The sequence below is a fragment of the Paenibacillus soyae genome (assembly GCF_024623455.1).
GTDB lineage: Bacteria > Bacillota > Bacilli > Paenibacillales > Paenibacillaceae > Pristimantibacillus > Pristimantibacillus soyae.
The window spans coordinates 14,336-31,777 of sequence record NZ_JANIPJ010000023.1 but is presented as its reverse complement, the minus strand read 5'-3'; the positions used below and the strand labels follow the sequence as shown (position 1 = coordinate 31,777).

General features: G+C 54.7%; 21 protein-coding genes and 1 pseudogene. 8 read left to right on the top strand and 14 right to left on the bottom strand.

Going from position 1 to position 17,442, the window contains the following annotated elements:
- Positions 1-47: 47 nt before the first annotated feature.
- The 6 genes and pseudogenes from NQZ67_RS24785 to NQZ67_RS24760 all read right to left on the bottom strand — a co-directional run bounded on the left by NQZ67_RS24785 (position 48) and on the right by NQZ67_RS24760 (position 4,695).
- Positions 48-299: a DUF6953 family protein gene (locus NQZ67_RS24785; RefSeq protein ID WP_257451271.1), complete on the bottom strand. Its 252-nt coding sequence runs from the start codon at positions 297-299 to the stop codon at positions 48-50.
- A gap of 36 nt (positions 300-335) precedes the next feature.
- A complete protein-coding gene (locus NQZ67_RS24780) occupies positions 336-1,775 on the bottom strand; it encodes a serine hydrolase domain-containing protein (protein ID WP_257451269.1) in 1,440 nt (479 codons plus the stop codon).
- Positions 1,772-2,341, bottom strand: a complete 570-nt coding sequence (locus NQZ67_RS24775) for a GNAT family N-acetyltransferase (protein ID WP_257451382.1) — start codon at positions 2,339-2,341, stop codon at positions 1,772-1,774. The genes NQZ67_RS24780 and NQZ67_RS24775 overlap by 4 nt, the downstream gene beginning before the upstream one ends.
- 279 nt (positions 2,342-2,620) lie before the next feature.
- A pseudogene (locus NQZ67_RS24770) lies at positions 2,621-3,193 on the bottom strand (aminoglycoside phosphotransferase family protein); the annotation flags it as partial.
- Positions 3,194-3,257: 64 nt separating this feature from the next.
- Positions 3,258-4,184, bottom strand: a complete 927-nt coding sequence (locus NQZ67_RS24765) for an AraC family transcriptional regulator (protein WP_257451266.1) — start codon at positions 4,182-4,184, stop codon at positions 3,258-3,260.
- On the bottom strand, positions 4,174-4,695 hold the full coding sequence (locus NQZ67_RS24760) for a GNAT family N-acetyltransferase (RefSeq protein ID WP_257451263.1): 522 nt from the start codon (positions 4,693-4,695) through the stop codon (positions 4,174-4,176). The genes NQZ67_RS24765 and NQZ67_RS24760 overlap by 11 nt, the downstream gene beginning before the upstream one ends.
- Before the next feature lie 162 nt (positions 4,696-4,857).
- On the opposite strand from NQZ67_RS24760, the gene NQZ67_RS24755 reads away from it, so the two are divergent.
- The 5 genes from NQZ67_RS24755 to NQZ67_RS24735 are packed head-to-tail and all read left to right on the top strand — an operon-like array spanning position 4,858 to position 7,166.
- Complete coding sequence (locus NQZ67_RS24755) at positions 4,858-5,097, top strand: spore gernimation protein GerQ (RefSeq protein WP_257451260.1); 240 nt, start codon at positions 4,858-4,860, stop codon at positions 5,095-5,097.
- 14 nt (positions 5,098-5,111) lie between these two features.
- Positions 5,112-5,498 carry a spore coat protein gene (locus NQZ67_RS24750; protein ID WP_257451257.1) on the top strand — a complete coding sequence of 129 codons (387 nt, stop codon included), beginning with the start codon at positions 5,112-5,114 and terminating at the stop codon, positions 5,496-5,498.
- Positions 5,495-6,631 carry a zinc-dependent alcohol dehydrogenase gene (locus NQZ67_RS24745; protein ID WP_257451255.1) on the top strand — a complete coding sequence of 379 codons (1,137 nt, stop codon included), beginning with the start codon at positions 5,495-5,497 and terminating at the stop codon, positions 6,629-6,631. The genes NQZ67_RS24750 and NQZ67_RS24745 overlap by 4 nt, the downstream gene beginning before the upstream one ends.
- A gap of 30 nt (positions 6,632-6,661) precedes the next feature.
- Complete coding sequence (locus tag NQZ67_RS24740) at positions 6,662-6,853, top strand: hypothetical protein (RefSeq protein WP_257451252.1); 192 nt, start codon at positions 6,662-6,664, stop codon at positions 6,851-6,853.
- A 16-nt stretch (positions 6,854-6,869) separates the two neighbouring features.
- The gene (locus NQZ67_RS24735) at positions 6,870-7,166 is read left to right on the top strand and encodes a spore coat protein (protein WP_257451250.1); all 297 of its coding nucleotides are present in this window, start codon (positions 6,870-6,872) and stop codon (positions 7,164-7,166) included.
- A gap of 80 nt (positions 7,167-7,246) precedes the next feature.
- Here NQZ67_RS24735 and NQZ67_RS24730 read toward each other — a convergent pair whose 3' ends face one another.
- The 7 genes from NQZ67_RS24730 to NQZ67_RS24700 all read right to left on the bottom strand — a co-directional run bounded on the left by NQZ67_RS24730 (position 7,247) and on the right by NQZ67_RS24700 (position 12,623).
- On the bottom strand, positions 7,247-7,591 hold the full coding sequence (locus NQZ67_RS24730) for a hypothetical protein (RefSeq protein WP_257451248.1): 345 nt from the start codon (positions 7,589-7,591) through the stop codon (positions 7,247-7,249).
- A gap of 14 nt (positions 7,592-7,605) precedes the next feature.
- Positions 7,606-8,025 (bottom strand): hypothetical protein, encoded by a 420-nt coding sequence (locus tag NQZ67_RS24725; RefSeq protein WP_257451246.1) that lies wholly within the window; start codon positions 8,023-8,025, stop codon positions 7,606-7,608.
- A 98-nt stretch (positions 8,026-8,123) separates the two neighbouring features.
- On the bottom strand, positions 8,124-8,327 hold the full coding sequence (locus NQZ67_RS24720) for a zinc ribbon domain-containing protein (protein WP_257451244.1): 204 nt from the start codon (positions 8,325-8,327) through the stop codon (positions 8,124-8,126).
- Between the two features lie 502 nt (positions 8,328-8,829).
- Positions 8,830-9,471, bottom strand: a complete 642-nt coding sequence (locus tag NQZ67_RS24715; protein WP_257451243.1) for an SGNH/GDSL hydrolase family protein — start codon at positions 9,469-9,471, stop codon at positions 8,830-8,832.
- Between the two features lie 41 nt (positions 9,472-9,512).
- Positions 9,513-10,343, bottom strand: coding sequence for a carbohydrate ABC transporter permease (locus tag NQZ67_RS24710; protein WP_257451241.1), 831 nt, complete (start codon positions 10,341-10,343; stop codon positions 9,513-9,515).
- Positions 10,343-11,215: a carbohydrate ABC transporter permease gene (locus NQZ67_RS24705; RefSeq protein WP_257451239.1), complete on the bottom strand. Its 873-nt coding sequence runs from the start codon at positions 11,213-11,215 to the stop codon at positions 10,343-10,345. The genes NQZ67_RS24710 and NQZ67_RS24705 overlap by 1 nt, the downstream gene beginning before the upstream one ends.
- A gap of 88 nt (positions 11,216-11,303) precedes the next feature.
- The gene (locus NQZ67_RS24700; protein WP_257451237.1) at positions 11,304-12,623 is read right to left on the bottom strand and encodes an ABC transporter substrate-binding protein; all 1,320 of its coding nucleotides are present in this window, start codon (positions 12,621-12,623) and stop codon (positions 11,304-11,306) included.
- A 178-nt stretch (positions 12,624-12,801) separates the two neighbouring features.
- On the opposite strand from NQZ67_RS24700, the gene NQZ67_RS24695 reads away from it, so the two are divergent.
- Both NQZ67_RS24695 and NQZ67_RS24690 read left to right on the top strand, forming a co-directional pair.
- Positions 12,802-14,589, top strand: coding sequence for a cache domain-containing sensor histidine kinase (locus tag NQZ67_RS24695; protein ID WP_257451235.1), 1,788 nt, complete (start codon positions 12,802-12,804; stop codon positions 14,587-14,589).
- Positions 14,590-14,604: 15 nt separating this feature from the next.
- Positions 14,605-16,131 carry a response regulator gene (locus NQZ67_RS24690; protein WP_257451233.1) on the top strand — a complete coding sequence of 509 codons (1,527 nt, stop codon included), beginning with the start codon at positions 14,605-14,607 and terminating at the stop codon, positions 16,129-16,131.
- A gap of 46 nt (positions 16,132-16,177) precedes the next feature.
- Here the strand turns inward: NQZ67_RS24690 and NQZ67_RS24685 are convergent, their stop codons facing one another.
- Entirely contained in the window at positions 16,178-16,717 is a 540-nt protein-coding gene (locus NQZ67_RS24685) for a GNAT family N-acetyltransferase (RefSeq protein ID WP_257451231.1), read from the bottom strand.
- Positions 16,718-16,859: 142 nt separating this feature from the next.
- Between NQZ67_RS24685 and NQZ67_RS24680 the strand changes: the two genes are divergently transcribed.
- Positions 16,860-17,408 (top strand): GNAT family N-acetyltransferase, encoded by a 549-nt coding sequence (locus NQZ67_RS24680; RefSeq protein ID WP_257451229.1) that lies wholly within the window; start codon positions 16,860-16,862, stop codon positions 17,406-17,408.
- Positions 17,409-17,442: the final 34 nt, after the last annotated feature.

Here is a 17,442-nt window from a genome sequence, read left to right as displayed (position 1 = left end):
TTTCTCTCGCGTCATAAAAAAAGAGCAAGACCTGTTGGTCCTGCTCCTTACGTCTTGATGGCCGACGTCCATCCCCAGAAGAACGCATCCCGATCCCAAGCCGCCTTGCCGCCGTGCAGCTTCTTGAACGCCTTCTTCACTTCTTTGTCGATGGAGGCATGCCCCTTCTCGTTCACGTAAATGAAATGCTCGCCGAAGTTCTTCCGGATATGCTCGACCGCATCGGCCTGATATAGAATGCCCGCGTTCCTCATCTCGCCGAACATCCAAGCCGCTACTTCCTCCGCCGTATGATTCATGCTTGTCCCCTCTTCCTGCTTCCGTATCCTTGTACTTTAACACAATGTGCCGCTCGTCTGGTAATCCGATAACGTCAGCGACACGTTGATATGGAAATGAAGGCGGATCGTCTCGCCCTCGAAGGCGATCGCATAGGTAATGACGTAAGGCGTCTCGATATAGTAGAGCGTCAGCTTAAGCGTCCGCGCATCTTCCCAAGCCGCATAGGCCGCGACGTCCTGGCGGTGCTCGGAGAGATCTTTGACGAATAGGTCCTCCCCAAACACCGGCTGGCGAAAATCGAACGAAAGCCGGCGTTCCCGATGCGGATCCGCGCCGATCAACACTAGCTCCAGCCTATCCCCTGATGCGAAGAACGCGATTTCTGCCAGGCGCTCTGGGTTCTCTTGCATGCGATAGCGTCTCCCATGGACGGAAGGCGCTCCGTCCGGGACCGGCCGAATGGCCGGCAGAGCAGCCCGCGACAGTCTCTTGAGCTCATGAATAAGCTCGCGCTCGCCGTGATCATAGCAGCGTCTCCCTGCATCGAGCCGATCCAGTATGCAGACATCGATCAGATCGAGCAGCGTCTGCAGCTGCTGCATGGAAGAGAAGCTGGAGGTGGCGGCAATGACGATGTTCGCGTTCGGCGCCACCAAGCAAAGCTGTCCGAAGGAGCCGTCCCCTCTGTACGCCCCGCGGCGGCACAGATGGAATTGATAGCCGTAGCCCTGCGCGGAATCGATGCGGCCCGGGCTTGCCGCGGCGCGGTTATCGCTTTGCTCGCGCGTCGCCATATCGATATAGGCTTCGGACACGATCCGCCGACCTTCGTACGTTCCTTTGTTCAGAAGCATTTGACCGAACTTCGCGATGTCCTCCGTCCTGATGCTGAGCCCCATCCCTCCGGCGGTGACGCCCTTCGGGCATGTCTCCCAAGCCGGTCTGTCGATTCCCAGCGGCTCGAACAATCGGGGCATCAAATAACCGACCAAGCTCTCTCCCGTGATCCGCTCGATAATCGCCGCCAGCATATACGTCGAATGCGTGCTGTAGCGGTAATGGGTGCCGGGCTCATGCTCCACGTCCATGGCCAAGAAGGCCTTGATCCAGTCCTCCTCCCGCGCCACCTCCGCGTAAATATTGCCTTCATGACCGGCATTCATGCCTAGCAGATGACGCACCGTCATTTTGGCGAGGTTGGGGGAGACGTCTTCCGGCAGCTTATCCGGAAAGAAGGAGATGACGGAATCCTCTAGTCGAAGACGGCCTTCATCCCAGGCGATGCCGACCCCGATGGAAGTAAAGCTCTTGCTAAGGGAGTATAGCAGCTGCGGACTGGTGCTCCGATAAGGCTCCCGCCAAAATTCGGCCGTCACATGCCCGTTCTGCAGTAGCATGAAGCTGTTGACCGCGAGCTGCCGCTGCTCCGGCAACCCGTGGTTCTCGCACCGGTCTCTTGGGATCGATCGTACGTTTTCCGTCGCTCGCGTCACCCCTCGAACTCCCCTCTCAATAGACCGTACACTTCCAAATCGACGACGCCCTTGCCCGACCAGAACGAAGCTTGGCGAAGCAGTCCTTCCCGGACGAAGCCGTTCTTCAGAAGGACGCGCTTCGACGATTCGTTCCCAGGCATCACTTCCGCCTGGATGCGGTTCACGTTCGCTTCCTCGAATAGGAAGCGGACGAGCAGACCAAGCGCGTTCGTCGCGACCCCTCTGCCCCAGCTCGATTCCGCCAGGAAGTAACCGACCGTCACCATGTTCACCTTCTGGTTCCAATCGAACGCTTCCATAATGCCAAGCAGACTCTCGGGCTCGTCCGAGGCGAATATCCCCCATTTCACCCGGGTCCGCTTGTTGTAATCCCGGTCGAAGTGTCCGATCATGCTTTTCACCGTCGTCTTGTTATGCTTCGGAATAATGCCGCAATAATCGAAGACGCGGTCGTTGCTGTAGATGTCGAAAAGCTCGTCCAGATGCCGCTCCTCGATCCTCTTCAGAATAAGCCCGCCCGACTCGAGCCGGGGGAACTCCGCAAATAGGGCCTCCATGTTCATGCCTTCACCGCTCCAAACGTCTGGTTTCTTCGCAAATTCGGGGAGCCGCAGCTCCTTCAGGTAAGGATTTTGCTTCATCATCCCGGCCGCGCGCTCCTGCGCTCCGCGAGCTTTGGGCGCATGTCCTTGTCTCATAAGAAGCACCCAGCGGCAGAACGCGAGCGCTTCGAATGCATCCAGCTCGTCCCCAGGAATCTCCTTCTCGAGCATATAAACGGACAGAAAGACGTCCGCATGCTTAGCGGACACATACAGCTTCTGCAGCACGACTGCCCATGCCAGATCGTAACGGGGATCACCCAGCTGACCGTTCGTCCAGTCAATCATTGTGAGGCAATCGTTCTCCTCCACTAGATTGCGGAGATGAAAGTCGCCATGGACCAACGAGGTCTTTTGGATAGGGAATGACTTCGTTACCACTCTCACGAGCTTCTCCATATCCGAATCCTCCTGAAGCCCGGGGAGAAAGTACCCGTTAAAATCGTAATCGGGCAAGCCGAGCCGCAGCGACTCGTCATTAATCCGGAAGCGATGAATATGGAAGAGTATCTTCGCCGCCTGGGACATTTTCTTCTCGTCGACGATTGTCACGGGTGCTCCATGGTAGGCTGTCAGAAGAACCGGCTCGCCTCTATCGTTAAAGCCCCACGCAATCGGCCGGGAGACCTGCGTTCCATGCGAATAGAGACCGCTTAACAAACGAAACTGGAAGCCGACGTCCGGCCTTGAGCTTTTGTTCCAGATTTTGAGGACATAGCCTCCCGCTTCCGATTCAAGCCTCACGACCTCCGCTTCGAAGCCCTGCTCGATCGGCTGCTCGCGGACCTCGACGCAGTTAAGCAGCTGATCCAATTCCGCTTGGCGTCCTTCCCATTGTATAGTGCCGAGTATATGGCTCAACTCGTTCCCTCCCCCATCATGACAAAACAGCCTTCCGAATTGGCACGTATAGATCCACTTTGCATTTCCCTTCCGGATCCATTGCAGGATCGTTCCTTAGCCATTCTTGGCAAGGCCGGTCGTCCGGCTCGTACCCGCTGCCCGGCAGCCAGAGACGGAACATCGTCTCGTAAGCAAGCACGAATTGCGCCGAGGAGCCGTAGTAGCTGTAACGGGCATATAGGCCGCCGGGAAGAAGCTTGAAGCCGACATCCCCATCATGTCCGCCCTTAGCGAACCCCGCAGGCAAGCTGACGCAAGCGTCATAGCGGCATGCATATTCGTCAACGAGATAACCGTCGTCGAGCGAAACGCCGATAAAGCGTTGCCTCTCCGGCGTTAATCCCTGCCTCCGCGCCCATTGCCCAAGCTTGCTCCATGCCGGCGCGGTATCCAGATAGCTGCCGACATGACGGACGCAAGCAACCTCGCGATCCGTCAGCTCGCAAATCTCCACCGCGCAGTCCCATGCCCGCTTGGCAAGCGGGCTGCTCCTCACCCGATTATAGAGATCGCCGGCCGGGGAGGCTTCCTGAATATTGCGGGAAGCTTCCTCCTCCTTGCGGTTTTGTTCCAGAGCGCCTGTCCTCGCCTCTCCGGGCGGCATGCCGTAATGCTTCTTGAACTGCGCGTGAAAGGCCGACAACGACTCGAAGCCGCAATCGCCGGCGATATCGAGCACCTGCCTATCCGTCTGGGATAGCAAGCGGGCAGCCTTGCGAACGCGAACCCTGTTCACGTACGCTGCCGGCGTCTCGCCGGTAACAGCGGCAAAAACGCGGGCGAAATGGTATTTGGAGAAGCTAGCCGTTCTCGCCAGCTCGTCCAGGCTCAGCTTGCGATGGCTGTTCTCTTCTATGTATTGGAGCACCATTCTGACGCGGGATTCATAGTCATGCTCCATAATGAATGTCCTTGCGCTTCAGGTCGAAATAAATCAGATTTTGCACGGGCTCTTCGTGACGGTGGAAGCCCAGCTTCTCTAGCAGCCGAATGGATCTCACATTCCCCGGTTCGACGGTCGCCTCTACCCGCTCCAGTCCCATCCTGGTGAAGCCGAGCTCTAACACGGGCCGCAGTGCTTCCCCCATCAGCCCTTGTCCCCAATAAGCTGTCGACAAGTCAAAGCCGATCTCGGCCCTAGCTTCCGGCCCCGACACCCAGCAATGATAGCCGCAGGTCCCGGCCAGCTGCCCCGTCTCTCTGTCGAATAGTCCCCATCGGCACCCCGAATCGTCGATGTGAAATTGGATGATGTCTTCCGCCTCCCGCATATCCTTGCAAGGGGGAATATCCATAAAGCGCGTCACTTCTGCTTGGGAGAAATGGCGATAAACCGCCGGCGCATCCTCTAGCGTGAGCAGCCGAAGAGTCAGCCTCTCTGTGTCGATCGTTGGAAAAACAAATGCTGTCATGTCTTGCCTCACTGCTCCTTCCTCCCTTTATTTTCGTTGGCCGCCAGTAAATCCCTGCCTAAAACCGGTTTCGGCATGCGGAACAAAATATTTCGATCCAAGAGGTATATAACATCCGGCAAAACAAAAAATACCTCTATTGTTAATTGGGGGGTGACAAAAATGAAACCATTAGCGCCGCACGAAGCGCTGGACCTGCACGAAATCATCAACTTCAAAACGTTATGTCTATCCAAATCGAAATTAATGCAAGGACTCGTATTCGATCAGGAGCTGAAGCAGCTTATGCAGAAGGATGTTGAGCAGAGCATCCAAGCGTTAGCTGATTTGCAAGCTCTTTATAAGAGAGCCCCCTTCAACGCCCCACTCCTGGAACGTCGTCCCGATCCCATTCTAAATTGAGGTGAACCATTGCGATGAAACTGGATTATCTAGACCCCGCGAACGGGCTGAACATGCCGGAGATGGCGGACATGACGTTCGCCGCGGACTTTCTGATCCGCGTAAAAGAAGGCGTTCGTAATTTGGCGTTCGCGATCACAGAAACGGCTTCCCCTGATGCCAGGGCGCTGCTTCGTTCGCAACTGCATCAAGCGATTGCGCTGCATACGGAAATCGCCGAGCTCATGGTTCGCAAGAAATGGTTCCATCCCTACGAGCTTCAGGAGCAATTCCAGCTTGATATGCTGAGCGCGGAGCAGACGGTTCAAATCGCGCAGTGGAAGCTTTTCCCGGAGGACACTTCCCGCAAGGGCATGTTCGACCGTACGCCGGATGAGCAAATGGGAGGGCATCAAGCATGAAAGCCGTGACGTACCAAGGCATCAAAAACGTTGTCGTCAAGGAAGTGCCGGACCCGAAAATCGTGAAGCCGGATGATATGATTGTCCGATTGACCACTACCGCCATATGCGGCTCAGATCTTCATCTGATTCACGGCATGATCCCGAATTTGCAGGAGGACTACGTCATCGGTCATGAGCCGATGGGAATCGTGGAGGAAGTCGGCCCGGGCGTCACCAAGCTGAAGAAAGGCGATCGCGTCGTCATCCCGTTCAATATTAGCTGTGGTTCCTGCTGGTATTGCCAGAATCATCTCGAAAGCCAGTGCGACAATTCGAACGATAACGGAGATATGGGCGCTTACTTCGGTTATTCGGGCACGACCGGCGGTTACCCGGGCGGTCAAGCGGAATATTTGCGCGTGCCGTTCGCCAACTTCACACATTTCAAAATTCCCGAAAGCTGCGAGGTTCCCGACGAGAAGCTGTGCCTGATAGCCGACGCGATGACAACCGCTTACTGGAGTGTCGATAACGCAGGCGTCAAGGACGGCGATACGGTCATTGTCATCGGGTGCGGACCGGTAGGCTTGCTGGCTCAAAAATTCAGCTGGCTCAAGGGAGCGAAACGAGTTATCGCCGTAGACACGCTGGATTACCGCTTGCAGCATTCGAAGAAAACGAATAAGACGGAGATCGTTAATACGGAGCAGTACGAAAACGTAGGCATGCATTTGAAGGAGATGACGAAGGGCGGCGCCGACGTCGTCATCGATTGCTCGGGCATGAGCGGCAAGATGACGCCGATGGAGTCGCTGGCCTCCGGCCTCAAGCTGCACGGCGGTGCGATGGGCGGTATCGTGATCGCCTCCCAATGCGTGCGCAAGGGCGGCACGATTCAAGTGACCGGCGTATACGGCGGACGATACAACGGCTTCCCGCTCGGCGACATTTTCCAGCGCAACATCACCGTCAAGACGGGACAAGCTCCGGTTATCCACTACATGCCGTATATGTATGAGCTGATCGATACCGGCAAGGTGGATCCGGGCGACGTCATTACGCACGTAATCCCGCTAAGCGAGGCGAAGCGCGGGTACGAAATTTTCGACACGCGGCAGGACAACTGCATTAAAGTCGTCCTGAAGCCGTAAATCAACCAACCTCGGGAGGTGCTTATCACCATGACATACGCCTTGCACGAAACGCTCGAAGTACAGGAGATCGCCGCGTTCAAAGCCGTCTGTTTGACAAAATCAAAGACGATGCGGGCGCTCGTATCCGATCCTGCTCTCAAACAAATTCTGCAGCAGGATGTCGACGTGACGACGCGTCAGTTGCAAGAGCTGGAGACGATTCTTTCGAAAGCGACTTAGTCAGGAGAGTGGAACCATGAATACGATAATCGAAAATTTAACGGGCATGAACGTGCTGACCGATCAGGTCATCGCCATGGATTTCCTAATCGCCGCCAAGTCCGGCGTTCGCAATTACGCCGCGGCCGTGACGGAAGCCGGAACCCCGGAAGTGAAGGCCATCCTGATCAAACAGCTGGACGAGGCGATCGATACGCATGAACAAATTTTGGCCTACATGATCGACAACGGGCTTTATCATCCTTGGAATCCGCAGGAGCAGGCCCGGCTCAACCTGCAGAACATCGATACGGCGCTTAAGTTGCCCAATTAGGACGTCTTTCAGGCAAAAAAGGAGCCCAAGCACGCTGCTGTGCTTGGGCTCCTCCTATTGACATGAAATCTCCGCCTGCCTTACCAGTTTTGACGCGGCTTCTGGATGACGTCCGTCTCTCTGTCGATGTCGGTCATCATATCTTTGATTCGTTCCAAAGCTTGCTGGAGCTGCTTCTGATGAGCGTCCAGGCGATGAGCGATGGATCTGATTTGCACTTGAGTCGGAGGCTCGGGCGCGCTCGAGATTTCGATCAGCTCTTTCTCGAGGGCGTCGATGCCGACCAGCCCCGTGCTCAGCATCTCGATACCAAACTTCGCTTTGTTCGCGATGTGGTCGATTTTCAGTGCCGTCTCTTTCGCTTGGTGATTGTTGCCCCAGCCAGACATGTAGTTGGAACCTACGGGCGGTGTGTAGTCACTCATCAGCGCGTGCCTCCTTACTTCTGATATTTATCCGTGATTTCGTCGATCTTATTCGTCAATTTGTCGATTTCGTCCGTCAATGTATCGATTTCGTTCGTCAATTTGTCGACATCTTTGATGTTGCGTTGAACTTCGTCGATGTTGCCGCTTGCCGAAGTCACTTTCGACAGCACCTCTTGAGCGATCGACGTTACAAGAACTTGAACGTGATCCGGGGCGTTTTGGCCGATCTGAGCAACCAAACGGTCGAGCAGCGGCTTGATTTGGCCAAGCGAGTTCGAAGCGTTTGTCAGTTCGCGGCCGCAAGAGTTCAGCTCGGAGTCGATCTTATCGGACACGCGGTCGATCTTGGACTGCGTAAGCTGGTCGATTTCACGTACCACTTTATCAATTTCGTTTGCCATATCGCGTACTGCGCCTTTTCCTACCAACATTTGCTTCTCCTCCAATATATTATGAAATTTATGATGCTCACTTGATTATAAGTCGACATGCCTGTATTCTTCAATCCAATAAACGGAAATCGGTTCCATCAGCCGAAAAAGAAATCGAGAACATTAGAGCCGGCGGATGCTTGGCGGTTATAAAATTCCGAGTAGCCGCAGTTTCTGCAAGATACGACAACAAACTCGTTTTTCTGGATGTCGAACATCTTGGACAAGCCCGTTCCGGTCATCGCCACCTCTTTTGTAGCCACATCCCTGCTCCCGCATTTCACGCAGCCCTTCTCGCTCATTTTCATCACCTCTGCATGCTTTTTAACAAATACGTCACAATTTAGACTTTGGTTGCAGGCTTAAGGGAAAAAGTTGGCGGTGGTGGCTTAAAGTTCAATCCAACACAGTGTCGTTTAGGATGTCCGCGGACCGCTATGTTGAGCAGTAACGACGCGCGGTATCGTTATTCGCTTTCCCGGACCCCGCCGAGGTGCGATAACGACGCGCCATATCGTTATTCGCTTTCCCGGATACTACCGAGGCGCGATAACGACGCGCGGTATCGTTATTCGCTTTCGCGGACACCGCCGAGGTGCGACAACGACACGCGATATCGTTAGCGGTGGCCGCGGACACCGCCGAGGCGCGATAACGACGCGCGGTGTCGTTGTTCGCTTTCACGGACCGCACCCTAGGGACGATAACGAAGCGCCATATCGTTATTCGCGGCATGCAGCTTCAGCGAGGAGACAAACGCAAGAAACCTCCGCAACGAGCGGAGGTTTCTCGCCAACCTATAAATTAACCGAACAGCTTCACGACGGACTGCCACTCGTCCGCGATCAGCGCGTGGCCGGCGGCGGTAGGATGGACGCCGTCCCACAGCCAGTAGGCCGCGTCGGTTCGCTCCGCCGCGCGGTCGAACGCGTCCTGGAGCGGCACGTGCAGCGTGTCGAACTCTCGGCTTAAGGCGAGCACCGTCTCGCGGTACTCCGCAAGCTTGCTCGACCATTCGCTCCAGTTGTCCGCCGTTGCGCCCGTCTGCAGGATGAAGGGCTCGCACAAGACGAGCTTCGCGTCCGGCAGCACTTCCTTCGTCTCCTGCAGCAGGTTGCGGTAAGCCCGCTCGAACCGGTCGGTCGCCCCACTCGGCAGCCGGTTCATGATGCGCCACGCGTCGTTGACCCCGATCAGAATGCTGATGACGTCGGGCTTCAAGCTGATCGCGTCCTCGTTCCATCTCGCGTACAGATCCGACACGCGATCGCCGCTGACGCCGCGGTTAATGAAGCGCGGGCGCTGCTCCGCATGAACGTTCGCCAGCCTGCTGGCGATCAGATACGGATAGCTGTGCCCCAAAATATGATTGAGATCTTCGTTGCGACCTCTTCCTCCATCGGTGATGGAGTCCCCTTGAAATAGAACCGTTAGGCTCACGTCCATCTCTCCCCTGCCATTTAATCACATACCGTGCTAACTCTGTCTTACCCTTTGACCGCGCCGGCTGTCAAGCCGCTGACGATATATTTCTGGGCGAATAAATACAGAATGAGAACGGGCAGCGAAGTAAGCATCAGGTTGGCGAAGATCAAATTCCATTCCCTGCTGTATTTGCCGTAGAAATTATAGACGGAGAGCGGCATCGTCCAAGTGGAGCTGTCCGTCAGGAAGTAGAGCGGAATCGTGATGTCGTTCCATACCGACATGAATACCATGATCGCTACCGTCGCGTTAACCGGCACGATAAGCGGCGTAATGATCCGGATGAAGACGGAGAACAGCGAAGCGCCTTCGAGGAACGCCACCTCGTCGAGCGCCTTCGGAATCGACTTAATGAAGCCGCTGTACAGGAACATGCTGAACGCGGTGTTGAGCGCCGCATAGATGAAGATAACGCTCGTCACGCTTCCGTAGAAGCCCAGCCACTGCACGACGCGGATCGTCGTGATCGTCGACATCGGAGCGATCAGGCCCATGAAGAAGAACAGGTACAGGAAGCTCGAGAGCTTGCTCTCCCGGCGCGCCAGAATGAATGCGGCCCCGGAGGACGTCACGATGTTCAGAATGGACGACAAGCCGGTAATCAGCACGCCGTTCCAGAACGCCCGCATCAGACCGCCTTCCTCGAACACCCTGGAATAGTTGGAGAACTGCCAAGTCTCGGGGATCTTGATCTTGAACTGGGAAACCTCGACGCTCGTCATGAACGAGCCGAGAATCATGAGCAGCAGCGGAATAATGATGATCAAGGAAGCCGCGATCAGCAAAATTTCCACGATGTAATTCCTTAAGGCTAGTCTCATCTTGTAGCTCATTATTCCGTCACCTCCTTGCGTCTCATGAAGATCAATAGCGGGATCGAGATCAGCGTCACGATCAGGAACAGCAGCGTGTTGAACGCCGTGCCGAGACCCCAGCTTCCTTCGCCGAACGAACGCAGAACGATCGTGCCGACAACCTGGGAAGCATTGCCCGGCCCGCCGCCCGTCAGGACGTACACCTCGGAGAATACTTTCAGTCCGCCGATCAGCGTCAGCATCAGATTAATGTTGATGGCCGGCAGCAAGAGCGGAAGCGTAATGTTCGTGAAGCTCTTCCAAGCTCCGGCGCCGTCGATCGTAGCCGCCTCGTAATATTCCTTGGAAATCGACTGAAGCCCGGCGAGATAAATCGCCATCTGAAAGCCTACGTGCTGCCAAATCGATACGGCCGCGATGGTGAAAATAACGATGGCGGGATCCGTCAGCCAAGCCTGGCTGAGCGACCCGAGACCGATGGCCTCGAACATGCGGTTCACCATGCCTTCGGAGCGAAGCATCGGCGTGAAGATGATGCTGATGACAAGCACGCTAAGAATCGAAGGCGCGTAGAAGATCGCACGCAGGAAGTTGCGGGTTTTGAGCCGCATATTCAAAGCCACCGCCAGCGCGATGCCCAGTATGTTTTTGCCAAGTACCGTAACGACCGCGAAAATCAACGTGTTCTTCATCGCGAGCAGCAGCGTCTCGTCGGAGAAGATCGTCTTGAAGTTGTCCCAGCCGTTGAACGATATGGTATCTCTATCTAGTCTCCAGTCGGTGAACGAATAGTACAGGCCGATAAGAGCCGGCAATACGAAGAACAAGGAATAAATGAACAGCGCGGGCCAGACCAGATAATAGCCGTACATGCTTTTGGCTCGTTTCATTCTCTCACATCCTATCCCACTTTCATGGTGTGTATCTAGCGGAAACGGCCGCCGGAATCCCGGAGGAGCGGCGGCCGCAAACTATTTTTTAGAATCCTTCAACGCCTTTATCTTTCATGAGTGCCGCGAACTTCTCGTTCCATGCCGCGAGAACTTCCTTCGGCGACTTGGAGCCCGTGAATTGATCTTGGAGGCTGCGGTACAGCTCGCTGCGGTCAACCAGCATGTAAGCGTCCGTCGTAAGCGTCGTTTTCTTCGGCGTGATGTAGTTATCCACGATCTCTTGCTTGTAAGCCGGCAGCTCAGGCGTGGTCACGTCGCTGAAGATCGATACGTATTTTTGCTCGTCGACGATCTTCTGCGCGACTTCCTTCTGCGCGATGAATTCCAGGAATTTCTTCGCTTCCGCCATATGCTTCGCTTTCTTCGGAATGAACAGCTGGCCGCCGAGCGGGCTTGCGCCGAGCAGAGCGTCGTCGGACGAAGGAATCGCGAACAGTCCGATGTTCATCGAAGGATCTTGGTTGGTGATGTCTTGAATGAGCCAGTCGCCCATGAACATCATGGCCACTTCTTTGTTAAGGAACTTGCCCGCCGCCATGTCGTAGCTGTCGCTCAGAATGTCCGCGTTCGTGTAGCCTTTTTCGTAGATCTCGTATTGCTGAGCCAAGAACGTTTCGAACTCCGGAACGTCGGTCCACTTCTTCTTGTTCGCGTTCAGCTCTTCGAACAAGGTCGGATCGTTCTTAGCCGCATAATCCGCGAATGCCGCCGCCGGCCAGATGTTCGCAGCCCATGCGTCCTTGAACGGCATGAACACCGGCGTGATGCCGCTTGCTTTGATCGCTTCGCAAACCGCCAGGAACTCCTCGTATGTCGTTGGAATTTCCAGGCCCAGCTCCTTGAAGATGTCTTTGTTGTAAACGACGCCTTGCATGCCTGTATCTTGGCTCACATGGAAGCTGTAGACGTGACCGTAAGCGGACAGCACTTCCTTGTTCAGCAAGCGGCTAACCCATGGCTCGTTATCCAAAATTTCGAAGTTGCGCTCCAGGTTAAGGTCCGTTGTCGCGCTCGCCAGATTGTACTGGACGATGTCCGGCGTTTCGTCGACCGCCAGCTTCGTCTGCAGAACCGTTGTCGTCTGCTCGGCCGGGAGCAATTGAAGATTTACCTTAATATTGGTCGCGGCTTCGAATTCATCCAGAAGCGACTGCGCAACGAAAGCCGAATCCTGCGAGCTCTTGGAGATTGCCAGCTCGATCGTTACCTTCTCGCCTTTGTCGCCTCCGTTGCCTGCGGATGCTCCGTTCCCTTCATTCGCGTTGTTCGACCCGCAAGCCGTAAGCGATACGGCGAGCAGCGCCGCTACGACGCCCATCGTCCATTGTTTGGTTTTCTTATTCATTGATGTTCCCCCTCTATTCATGTCGAAACTTAAGTTGAATGCGCTAACAAGGTTCATTATAGAATGAGAATCCTCTAGGGTACATGTTTGCCCTTTACCCTTGCTGTGTAATATTCTGAACCATCTTGTTCAGATGCGGACACAGTGTTACAGTAGGAGCATTACCGTTACCGGAGGGATGACATTGACACCGTCGGGCATCAAGGGAATACGATTCCCTATTCAGGCCAGTCTGCAGACCAAGCTTCTGCTCACCTTTCTCATCCTGCTGGTCATCGTCCTGGGCTGCTTCCTCGCTTATGTGAATTGGGTCGTAATCAAGCCGCTCAAGGTCGATAACGAGAATAAGATGCTCGTGACGGTTTCCACCGCCAGCAATCAGCTCGACGAATATATGAAGAGCCAAATTCAGCTTTCGCACCGTATTTTGTCCAACCAGCAAATTTTCAATATACTCGCGAACGCGCAGCCGTGGCACACCGCCGAGGGTCTTCGGCAAAGCCGCGCCTTGAAGGACATGATGTTCGAAGCGATCGGACCGACGATGAATATTCGGGATATGATTATTTTCGATTTGGAGGGCCAATCGATCGCTTCCTTTATCGGCCATGACGACTCTCCTGCCCAATTGGATTCCCGAATGAAAGCGCTGCTGGATGACGGGCAGACCGGCGGGCTCGGGTACATCGTCGCTCCGCATCCATCAAGCGGCATGTCGTTCACTCGGGTAATCAGCAACCAGAACGGACACATCTTCGGCTACCTCTCCATTATGCTGGACCCGTCCTACCTGCGGATGCCCGCGGAGGATATTGCCGTAGGCGATCTGTATATCGTGAATGCAGCGAATCAAGTAGTCGTCAGCTCGACTCCCGTCACAGCGAATAACGACATGCCCGAGCTCCGCGCCGGCGAACAACCCGATGGGTTGTATACAAACGATTCGGGGGACTACATCGCCTATCACCAATCGACCGTAACCGGCTGGACAACCTATCTGCTCACCCCCCGCCAAGCGGTAATCGGTCCGGTCAATTCGGTTAAGTATTTGTCCATTCTGCTCATCACTTCACTGATGGTTTTTTCGTTTATATACATCTATTTCTCGTCCAGAAGCTTCCTGCTTCCGATCCGCAAGCTTCGGGGTCAAATCTCCCGCATTCAATACAGCAATCTGAACGTCCGGGTGGACAGCAAAGCGCACAACGACGAGCTGGTCGCGCTGGGCGATTCGTTCCAGGAGCTGCTCGTTCGGCTGCAGCAATCCATCGAGAGAGAGAAGCTTGCCCTGCACGAAGAAGTGAAAGCGAGGGGATCCGCCTTGCAGGCGCAGATCGCCCCGCATTTTATACACAACTCCTTGTATCTGATCAGCATCGCCTCTCAGGAAGGGAAGAACGAAGCCGTCTCCGCGATGTGCAAGCATCTGTCGGACAGCCTGCGTTACATCGTCTCCTCCCCCTACCAGCACGTCTCGCTCGCAGAGGAATTAGAGCATACGAGAAACTATTTGTCGCTTGTTCAGCAAAATTACGAAGACGATCTGGAGTGGACGATCGACGCGGACGAATCGGCGGAGTTCATCCAGCTGCCGCGGCTCGTTATTCAGCCTTTCGTGGAGAATTGCATCGAGCATGGCTTCGTCGATACCGATCCTCCTTGGCGGATCGCGATCCGCGTGAAGCTGTATAACGGGATATGGGCAATCGAAATCAGCGACAACGGAGACGGCATTGACGAAGCACGGCTTGGGGAAATTATGGCGAACATTACCGGCTCCGAGGACCGGGACCATGAGCTCCACATCCATGCTTCCGGGCTTGGCAACATGGGCGTCGTTAATACGGTCAACCGCCTGAAGCTCATGTACAAGAACCGGCTGTTCTTCAATCTGTACAACAATGCCGGCGAAGAACGGGGCGTCACGGTGCAAATCATCGGGTCGTTGACGCGAGACTTTTATTAGCGAGGTGTATCGCAGATGTATAGCGTATTAATCGCGGAGGACAGCAAGCCGATCCTGCGCAACATCAAGATGCTGCTCGAATCCTCCGAGCTGCCGATCCGGGTCGCCGCCACCGCCTCCAACGGGGAAGAAGCGCTGGCCCTGCTTCGGCAGCAGCCGGTTGATATTCTCATTACGGATATTCGGATGCCCAAGATGGACGGACTGGCTCTGATCGAGCAATCCAAAGAAATAACTCCTGAGCTCAAAGTCGTGCTCGTCAGCAGCTACAGCGACTTCGAATACACGCGCAAGGCGATTAATTTGCAAGTATTCGACTATCTGCTTAAGCCCGTGGAGCGAAAGTCCCTTATCGAGGTAATGGAACGGATGATCGGACAGCTCAACGAAACGCGGGAAGACCGGCTGGCAGCATTCCGCGGCATCGTCGATCCCGGCTTTCTGACGGATATGCGCCTCGGGGACGACTTCTTTGCTCATAACACCAAGCTTGTCCTGCTCATAGGCAGGCAGCCTTTCACCGCGCGCTTTGCGGCAGCGGAAACGAATGCTTTGCAGCACGATTTATCGCGAGTATGCTCGCCGCATCCTTGCTGGCTGTTCCCCTTGGATAAGCCCGAGCGTTATCTCCTGCTTGCGGAGGAAGGGCTCAGGGATAAGTATTCATCCGCCAGCGAATGCATGAGCGCCATATCCGCGGAGCTGCAGTCGCTTGGCTTGCAAGCCTGTATGGCCGCCAGCCTGCAGCCCGTGGAGCTGGCCGAGCTGAGGTCTCACTACGAGAAGCTTGAGCAAGGCATGGCGGACGAGCTTCGGCTCGCATCGCCGCTGCTGCTGGACATCCAATACCGGTTCCGGCAGTCCCGGGAGGACGACCGTGTCATTCCGACCTTCATGGAAATGATTCAACAGCGGCACAAAGAACAATTCCGCCTGAAGCTTGCGGAGCTGCTGCGCAGATGGCGGAGCGACAATGTGCACGCGGCGCGGCTGGAGGAGCTGCTGGTAGCCGTTTCGGAAGCGTTCGCGAACGCCTCCGAAAGCGATAACGAGCTGTCGGAACTGGCGGAGCTTGAGGCGGAAGCAAGAGAATTGCTGGAGCTGGACAGCTACGAGCTATTTTGCGACTCGGTGCTGGAGTGGACCGACGCCCAATTCGACCTGCTGCTCGCCCGAACCCGCAAGAGCGCCGAAGAACTGTTCGCGCAAATCGAAAACCATATGGAGTTGCACAAATATTCGCAGCTCTCGATGACGGAGCTGGCCAAGAAATTCCATGTCAGTCCCTCCTACATCAGCCGGATCATTAAGCGATACACGAACAGCACCTTCGTCCATCATTACATGAAGATGAAGATCGACGAGGCCTGCCGGCTCATACGGTCGAAGCCGGAGATGAAGGTCAAGGAGCTGTCGGATGCGTTGTCGTTCAGCGATCAGCATTATTTCTCGAAGGTGTTCAAGGAATATACCGGGTACAGTCCGACGGATTTCAAAGAAAAAGTGAAGGCGAAGCCTGACGGGGAGTCTGGCGAGGTGTAGAAGCGCAGCGCCGACACCCTCATGATATGCGATCGGCGCTATTCAATTACGTGGCAACCCCTTGCGGTATAACGTTCCCGTTATCCAGAAAGTCGGAACGGTCCACCCGGTAAAGATCATAGATCTCCCGTCCGTCATTAATCGATTTATAGAGGGACTCGTTGATTTCATTAGCCAACACGGCATACGGCAGCTTCTGGGCCGCCATCCGGGATCGCGTATTTTGTTTGCGTATTTTCAAAAATACCGTGTCGATCTCTTGTTCCATAAACAGCTCCGTAAAGAAAGCATCCTTCGCCCGCTGGTTATACCCCTTGCCGAAATAAGGAGCCCCGATCCACGTGGCTAGGAACCCGACGCGATCAACGATGTTATAGAGCTCGATCGTGCCGATAGGACGTCCCATCTCATCAAGGATGGTTCTGGAAACACAAGTCTTCCGCTCTTCTTCAACGATTAATTTCTTGGTGACAAATAAGTATTGCTCATAGGAACGGCACGGATAGCGAACATAGGGAAAAACGGCAGGATCCATCAGTAGTTGAAAAAGTGAATGACATTCATGCAAGTCGCGTTTTTTTATCATTTTATCTACCGCCTAGTCCGCAATCTCAAACAGTTTAAGTATATAGAAGGACATAGGCGAATTTGTGAAGCCTGCGTTTTCTGCGTGTAAAAAAATTGCGTAGAAATTGTTAGGATAGTCAGATCAATGGGGAGGCTATGATATGTTAATAGGAAAACTCGTTAACCTGAGATTGATTCAAGAGGAAGATTTGCCGGAGCTGGTCGTCCTGATGAACGACTTGGAGCATAGAAGCGAGCATCTCGGCGTCGAGCTGCATCATGAGAGGAAGCTTCAAAGCTATTATGCGGAGGCAGGCTATTGGGAAGCCGATTTCGGCCGGATGCTTATCGTGGATAAGTCCGGCCGAATGCTCGGCGCCATTACCTTCTTCAAAGCGACCGGCGATAGCGAAGGCTACGAAATCGGCTATCAAATCTACCGCAAAGATGACCGGGGCAAAGGTTATGGAACGGAGGCGCTGCGACTGTTCAGCTCTTACGTGTTCGAATTGAAGCCGATCCAGCGGCTCCAAATCTGCACGGCCAAGGAGAATGCCGCCGCGAGAAGAATAGCCGAGAAGTGCGGCTTCGTCTACGAAGGAACGATGAGACGTGCAGTCTTCGCCAGAGGAAGATATATCGATCTGGATTTCCTGTCCATGCTTAGGGATGAATGTACGCCGTTGTCGGAGGTTTTGGCCGCGGAATAGCGGCTCAAGGTCTAGCGCTTCCTCTGCCGGCCGT